The organism is Acinetobacter sp. IK31, from assembly GCF_035615195.1.
GTDB lineage: Bacteria > Pseudomonadota > Gammaproteobacteria > Pseudomonadales > Moraxellaceae > Acinetobacter > Acinetobacter calcoaceticus_C.
The window spans coordinates 23,422-30,349 of the sequence record NZ_JANBOB010000029.1 but is presented as its reverse complement, the minus strand read 5'-3'; the positions used below and the strand labels follow the sequence as shown (position 1 = coordinate 30,349).

Below are 6,928 nucleotides of genomic sequence, written 5' to 3'. Positions count from 1 at the left end.
AGTTACTCTTTCTTCTAAAAGTTCTTCTCGAATTGCTTCCTTTAAAAGATACGCTTTAAAATGTGTTATTGGAGCATAACCATCATGTATAAGTTTTCTAGCATACTCCTCTACCGCCAAACTACTAGATCGAGAAGATACAATCGTTTCAAGACTGTTAGGATCTGCACTCACAATCAAATCTGAACAAAATTTAGTAATTATTTTTTCGAATTCGGAAAGTGTAGTTGTAATTTGAACATTTAAATCAGTACGAGAACTTGCAATACCTATAGTTTTTCTAAAAAAAGGATTACCTAAATATCGTGAGGCGGTTGTCAATATACGACCAGTTTCATTATTTTTGATTAAATTATTATTTATTGCATAATCAATAATAGCTTGTGCCAAAGTGTTGTCATCACTTCTTTGCAACCGAGCATTATGTCTCGTTTTCTGTACAGCATTCCATTGTCTAGTGCCAACACCAGATTGTTCCCCTTCGTGACGACGTTCGATCCATAAATCTGCTTTCTCTCTGTGATCGAATACCTCACAATTGACAGAATCTGGTATTAACGCAGACTTAGCCCTTAATTTCTTAAAGTAGTCTTTTAAAGTCTGATTAGGTGCTTTCTCGGGGTCATTCAATAATGTTAGCGCACAAATACGACGATTACCTTCAACCACAATATATTTATTGCTTTTGTCCTTAACTACAGCCAACAACTCAATCGGACTAATTCCATTTTCAGCTATATCCTTAGCCAAGTTTTTAACTCGTTCTTCTTTTAATAAGTGTGAGATAATTTCAAGTTGGTCATTTATTGGATCGTGTCTAGGGTTATCAGTGTCTAAATAGATATCTAATACTTTTATTTTCTTACTCATGAAAAATGACCATTTCTAAATAATTAAAAAAAATTATCTAATTTATAACATTTTAACAATATTATTTAAACAAAAAACTAAATAATAATGAACAATCCTTTTTTACACATCATTAGCCAAGAACAGCCTTTCAATCATTTCAAGTAAAATACTCTCCGTATTAGATACTGGCATTGAAAACTTCTAGAATTAATAAATTTAATTACCCATTGATATTAAAATGCAATAAATTAAAACATCTTGCTCTCCCTGAGAGTAACTGAAATTTTATTTTTACATCCCGCATATTATATTTGCTATCAATAAACTTTAAACTAACAAATGGAAACCTTTATTTCATGTGGTTAAACACAAAATCAAATTTGGGCTTAGCTTTTCTATATCACTTCACTTATCAACTCCCTACCCAAACCCCACCAAAAAATATTCAAGCAACCTTTCTCTTTCATCTGGTTTATTGGGGTCTAAAAGTTGAACCATCGCACCGTCAATCACAAACAAAAACATGTGTGCATCTTGTTTTGAAGCATTTGCATTGGTGGTTAAAAGCAAATTATAGATTTCACTGATCAACCAATTTCGATAGTCAACTACGGTCTGATAAGCCTTTGGATGTGCTTTCGCAATTTCAAAAATAGCCTTAAATGGCAAATGATAAAGCCCATCTAAGTCGGCATGTAAAAAGTAAATTTTGCGCAGTTTTTCGACTAGAGTTAATTCTTTTTGAATATAGATAATCGAAATGACCTCTTGTTTAAGACCATCTTTTTGAAAGGTTAAGCTCATTTCAATAAGGCGTTCTTTTGAGTGAAAGTAATTATAAAACGTGGCTTTGGTAGTATTTGCCGACTCAATAATTCGGTCTACACCGACATTGTGAAAACCGTATTGATTAAAAAGATATCTTGCTGAGTGAAGTACGCTTAAAGCACGAAATGGTAGGTCTGAATGTGGCATAGTTTTACCGTTATAAAAAATTATTGTTGTATATAAATGAGATATAAAAACCGCTGCCGTTTTTTGGGAGAAAAAAGGCATAGCAAAGCCCATAAAGACTGTGCTTGGCACATCTCAAGTTTTATTGTTGATTAAGTTTTTAGACAAAATGATTTAAAGTCTGAAAAGCCTAATAGCCATCAAACTGCTTTAAAATTTTAAGTTGTGTCGTTATAGCTTTTGGCAAAGGTTGCCAAGAAATAATGGATGTGCAAAGCCAGCTCCTTTGTAATTGGAGTTCTGCCAGACATTATAAATTATGGTGGCAGAACGGAAGAGGGTTAGCAGACTGGTTAGACTCCAGCACACCCGAGGGTGTCCCACTCCCGTCCTACCGCAACGGGAGGGAACGAGATGCTCACACAAGACTATTCCTCAGAAGAAATAATCCTGATGTGGTCTAAAACGGTCTGCTAAAACCGACTGGCAATGTAGGCCAGCAGGCAAAGAATAGTATTCAACCCTCTTTCAGTCAAGCACGCAAAATGACATTTGCTTTAAAATAGATCATTAAAAAGTAAGGGTAAATAATTAAAATTTATTGTTAAATTGGGGTTTATAAAACGCCTATCAATCAAAGCTCTATCGATGTCTTAAAAGATACAACTTGCAAAAAATCATCTATGATAATATTTTAGAGTAATTACTCTAAAATGAGATCTAATAATGAAAACTATAAGAATTGGTTCATATAACTGGATGCAAGCTACAAATGGTCAGCTCAGTTTCAAAGAGAAAATTAAGTTAATTCAAAAAATTATGCTGCCGAGTATTATGGCCTCTATAAAAATAAATTACTTTCGGTTCAAAACTTCCCATGATTTTGATATGGATCAGATCGTAATACCAGATACTCAAATGGTTAAAGTCGCGCTTGATGAACTAGAGGCTAAAGCAAATATATCTATCTACAATCATTCATGGCGCACCTACTTTTGGGGAGCTGCCTTAGGCAATATACAAAAACAGCAATTTGACCATGAATCACTTTTAGTAGCCTCACTTTTTCATGATATTGGCTTAACTGAGCAACATATTCATAGTAAAGGTTGTAATTGTTTTACCTACGAGAGTGCCAAACAATTTGAGCTAAAGGCTAAAGAACATAGCTTTGATGAGAAGAAAAGTGAAGTTATTAGAGATGCTATCTGCTTACATATGAATGGTTATATAGATCATTCTGACCCAGCAGAAATTACGCTATTACAGCAAGGTGCATCATGCGATGTGATTGGTGACGGTCTATATAAACTCCCCGTCTCTTTTAGAAATAAAATTTTAGGAAAATATCCTAGAAAACAATTTAATAAAGCATTTATCGAGCTTATTGATTTAGAAAATAAGAATGTACCAAATTCTCGAACTAGCTTATTAAGTAGTCTTGGTTTACCGCTCATGATTAAGTCAAATTTATATGAAGAGTAGAAATATTAATATTTATAAAGTGCCTACACCAAATATTGAAACACCTGAAGTTGGATTCTTTGGTAGAAATGAGTTGCCGCCCATTTCTACAGCACGGGTAACAGAAGAACAAATACAGAAATTTTTTGATTATTTAGAGTTAATACCAGAAGTTACTCAATTTGATTAATTAAAAACTCACTGTAAGGCAGAACTCTTATATTTGGAGTTCTTCTTTCATAATCGAATATGTCGTTTTTAGCGAAACCCATATTGTTTCGCTCTTAAAACAACAATGAATGTAATAAATAACAATATTAAAAGTACTTGAGGGAAAGAACTCACCCCGACATTACTCAGTAAGAAGCCACCAATAATTCCCCCGCCAGCAATAGCGATATTCCAAACAGTCACTAACATTGATTGAGCAATATCAGCCATATTGGTTGTAGTCTTCGCTAATGCAGTTTGAAACAATGTCGCAGCACCACCAAACGCAATACCCCAAATTCCGATTGCCACATAAACGATAACCGCATAATTCCCCATCACCGCAAGTAAAAGAGCAGAAAAGCCAAATAATATGATGCTAGTGAGTGTTAATAGGCGTGAATGTTGGTCAATCAACACACCTGTAATGAAGATGCTGAATAATGATAAACAGCCGAATATCAGTAAAATAATGTCCGTATTTTTAGATAAATCAGCAATTGATAAAAACGGAGCGATATAGGTATATAGAAGATTATGCGCAAGCACAAAGCTTAAAACAGTAAATAATATAGGTCTGACACCGGGTAAAATAAATACCTGTTTTAAAGATATGTGTTTACCAGTAGCCTGCCCTTCAAAGTCAGGTAGTGTGAGACTTCCCCACACCACTAAAATAATCGCAAAAATACTCATAACACCAAAAGCCATTCGCCAACCGAACAATTGACCAAGGTAAGTACCTGCTGGCACACCTAGAGACAAAGCCAATGGTGTTCCTAACATTGCTATTGCTATCGCACGCCCTTTTAAGTGTTCTGGTGCCATTCGCGTTGCATAACCAGCTAGCAAGGCCCAAAGTAACCCTGCTGAAACACCGGCCAAAAATCGGGCAACCATTGTTAAAAGATAACTGGTAGATAGCGTTGTAATTAGATTTGTGAAAGCAAAACCCGCTAGAGCAATTAATAACAAGGGTTTACGACGAATACTTTGGGTAGCATTCGTTAATGGAATGGCTGTTAATAAAGACCCAATCGCATATATCGTGATTGTTTGTCCTGCTAAGGGTTCAGATATATTTAAACCCAAAGCTAATTGAGGTAATAACCCCGCAGGTAACGCTTCTGTCAAGATCGTAACAAAGGCTGCCATAGCGAGGATGAGTAAAGAAACGATAGGCAATCGATCATTTGAATGCGAGCTGCTCATTCGACTACTCCTATCGCTTTATAAACTGCATCGCGTAGGTCTGTAACAAACTTTCCAGACATGCCTTCATAAAGTGTGTTTGTAAATGCGATGACACTCAGATTATGTTTTTTATCGACAAACCATGAATGACCGTAAGCGCCTCCCCAACGCCATGTTCCCTCTGATTCTGGTGATAGTGCTTGCTGAGCGTTTCTTAATACTGAAAATCCGAGACCAAAACCAAAGCCCGGCGCATTAGGTAACTCATAACCACCCGTTTGATCTTTTGCCATTTCATCAATTAATTCAGTGGGTAAAAATAATGAATCATCCTGACGAAGAGCTTCTAATAAGCTAAAAAAATCCTCAACGGTTCCAGCCATTCCTGCGCCACCTGAGAAAAATGCTTGCGAATTAAAAATACGGCGTGGACTAAAACTAATTCCAACACATCCTTCAAATGGTGAAACAACCTCTTCTTCTAATAAAATATGAGGTTCAGGACTATCACTCACATAAACAGTTGCTACATGTTGGTTATCTGGTACAACAAAACCAGTATTGTTCATTTTCAATCGATCAGTGACTAACTCTCTAACCGCTTGATCTAAAGGCTTGCCATATACTTTTTCGATTAATGCGCCTAATACATCTGTTGCTAAAGAATATCCCCATCCTTTCCCTGGTTCATAGAGTAAAGGTACGGTAGCAATTCGACGTACGTTCTCTTCCAAACTAATATTGGATGAATCCATGCCATCAGATACATCTGCCTGTGAATATGCACCATAGATATCTGGTTCAAGAAAACGATAATTTAAACCTGCCGTATGACTGAGTAGTTGGCGTAAAGTAATCGGTACAAACTTTCCATTTTCTAATTTAGGCTGAAAAAATGGTAATTGATGATGAATGAATTCATCTAAGTTCAGTTTATTTTGAGCAACTAAAACTAAAGCAGCGGTTGAAACAATAACCTTACTCACTGAAGCTAAACGGAAGACTATATCCGTTGTCATTGATATTGATCGCTCTCGATCAGATAACCCCAATGCTTCACGATGTATCACTTTCCCATGTTGAGCCACAATAACCGTAGCACCTACTAACTGGTTATTATCTATCGCTTTTTGAACAACATTTTGAACGAGGCTTAAAGAGGTCGATGGTACGGTGTTATTTGATACGGACTCTTTAGAAATCATAGTAAAAACTTCTTTTCATATTCGAGATTTATATACTAGGAAGTCTCCTATTAAAGAAAAAGTCGGTTATAGTTCCTTGTTATACGGAAGTTTTGTTCCGTAATAAGGAGAAAAGAATGGATAGCCTGAATGGATTTACCGTATTCGTTAAAATCGCTGAGACTGGAAGTATTGTGGCGGCAGGACGTTCATTAGGAATTTCAGCTTCTGCTGTTGGTAAGAGCTTGATTCGCCTTGAAGAAAAGATTGGTGTACGACTTTTTCATCGTAATACACGTAGTATTAATCTGACTGCTGAAGGAATATTATTTTTAGAACGTAGTCGACGCATACTGGCTGAAATTGAAGCAGCAGAAATGGAGTTATCGCAAGCAATCAAGTCTCCACAAGGACGATTACGTGTGAGTTTGCCTTTAGTAAGTTCACTCGTATTACCTATACTTGGTGACTTTATGCAGGAATATCCAGAAATAGAATTAGATCTTGATTTTACAGACCGATTGGTAGATGTGATTGAAGAAGGATTTGATGCTGTTGTTCGGACAGGTATTCCAACAGATTCACGTTTAAAAGCCTCAAAACTGGGGACTTTTAGACAATTACTTGTCGCCTCTCCTGCCTATTTACTTCAACGTGGAACGCCCACTGTACCTGCTGATTTATTAAAACACTCTTGTTTACATTATCGATTTTCTCATAGCGGCAAGCTTGAGAAATGGCCCCTAAAAACAACTGAAAATGAACTGGACTTACAACTGCCGATATCGATGATTTGTAATAATATTGAGACACGAGTTTGCTTTGCACTTAAAGGTCGAGGAATTGCTTGCTTGCCTGACTTTTCTATCAAAGAATTATTGAATACTAATCAATTAGTTCAAGTATTACCGGAGTTTGTGGATAGAACAGGCATATTTAATATTCTCTGGCCAGCAAGTAAACATCCCTCTCCAAAAGTTCGAGCATTTGTTAATTTCTTGTCTCAACATATGTTTGAAAAATAAAGAATGTGATGTGCTAGATAAAGAGCTATTTATCAAAACTAATGA

General features: G+C 36.0%; 6 protein-coding genes and 1 pseudogene. 3 read left to right on the top strand and 4 right to left on the bottom strand.

The window, feature by feature from the left end:
* Together MSG66_RS13460 and MSG66_RS13455 are read right to left on the bottom strand one after the other, a co-directional pair.
* On the bottom strand, positions 1 to 870 hold an 870-nt coding region (locus tag MSG66_RS13460; protein WP_324654374.1), incomplete at its 3' end, for a hypothetical protein.
* Between the two features lie 402 nt (positions 871 to 1,272).
* Positions 1,273 to 1,827, bottom strand: coding sequence for a helix-turn-helix domain-containing protein (locus tag MSG66_RS13455; RefSeq protein WP_324654373.1), 555 nt, complete (start codon positions 1,825 to 1,827; stop codon positions 1,273 to 1,275).
* A 705-nt stretch (positions 1,828 to 2,532) separates the two neighbouring features.
* Here MSG66_RS13455 and MSG66_RS13450 point away from each other — a divergent pair.
* Positions 2,533 to 3,291, top strand: coding sequence for an HD domain-containing protein (locus MSG66_RS13450; protein WP_324654372.1), 759 nt, complete (start codon positions 2,533 to 2,535; stop codon positions 3,289 to 3,291).
* A 25-nt stretch (positions 3,292 to 3,316) separates the two neighbouring features.
* A pseudogene (locus MSG66_RS13445) lies at positions 3,317 to 3,460 on the top strand (ADP-ribose pyrophosphatase); the annotation flags it as partial.
* A gap of 68 nt (positions 3,461 to 3,528) precedes the next feature.
* Here the strand turns inward: MSG66_RS13445 and MSG66_RS13440 are convergent.
* Both MSG66_RS13440 and MSG66_RS13435 read right to left on the bottom strand, forming a co-directional pair.
* Entirely contained in the window at positions 3,529 to 4,692 is a 1,164-nt protein-coding gene (locus MSG66_RS13440) for an MFS transporter (RefSeq protein WP_133974351.1), read from the bottom strand.
* Positions 4,689 to 5,879 carry a serine hydrolase domain-containing protein gene (locus MSG66_RS13435; RefSeq protein WP_133974353.1) on the bottom strand — a complete coding sequence of 397 codons (1,191 nt, stop codon included), beginning with the start codon at positions 5,877 to 5,879 and terminating at the stop codon, positions 4,689 to 4,691. Before MSG66_RS13435 ends, MSG66_RS13440 begins: the two co-directional genes overlap by 4 nt.
* Before the next feature lie 116 nt (positions 5,880 to 5,995).
* Between MSG66_RS13435 and MSG66_RS13430 the strand changes: the two genes are divergently transcribed.
* A complete protein-coding gene (locus MSG66_RS13430) occupies positions 5,996 to 6,883 on the top strand; it encodes a LysR family transcriptional regulator (RefSeq protein WP_133974355.1) in 888 nt (295 codons plus the stop codon).
* The last annotated feature ends 45 nt before the right edge of the window (positions 6,884 to 6,928 follow it).

Coding starts and splice junctions, on each gene's coding strand:
- MSG66_RS13455 (WP_324654373.1), bottom strand. CDS start 1,827: ATGCCACATTCAGACCTACCATTTCGTGCTTTAAGCGTACTTCACTCA.
- MSG66_RS13450 (WP_324654372.1), top strand. CDS start 2,533: ATGAAAACTATAAGAATTGGTTCATATAACTGGATGCAAGCTACAAAT.
- MSG66_RS13440 (WP_133974351.1), bottom strand. CDS start 4,692: ATGAGCAGCTCGCATTCAAATGATCGATTGCCTATCGTTTCTTTACTC.
- MSG66_RS13435 (WP_133974353.1), bottom strand. CDS start 5,879: ATGATTTCTAAAGAGTCCGTATCAAATAACACCGTACCATCGACCTCT.
- MSG66_RS13430 (WP_133974355.1), top strand. CDS start 5,996: ATGGATAGCCTGAATGGATTTACCGTATTCGTTAAAATCGCTGAGACT.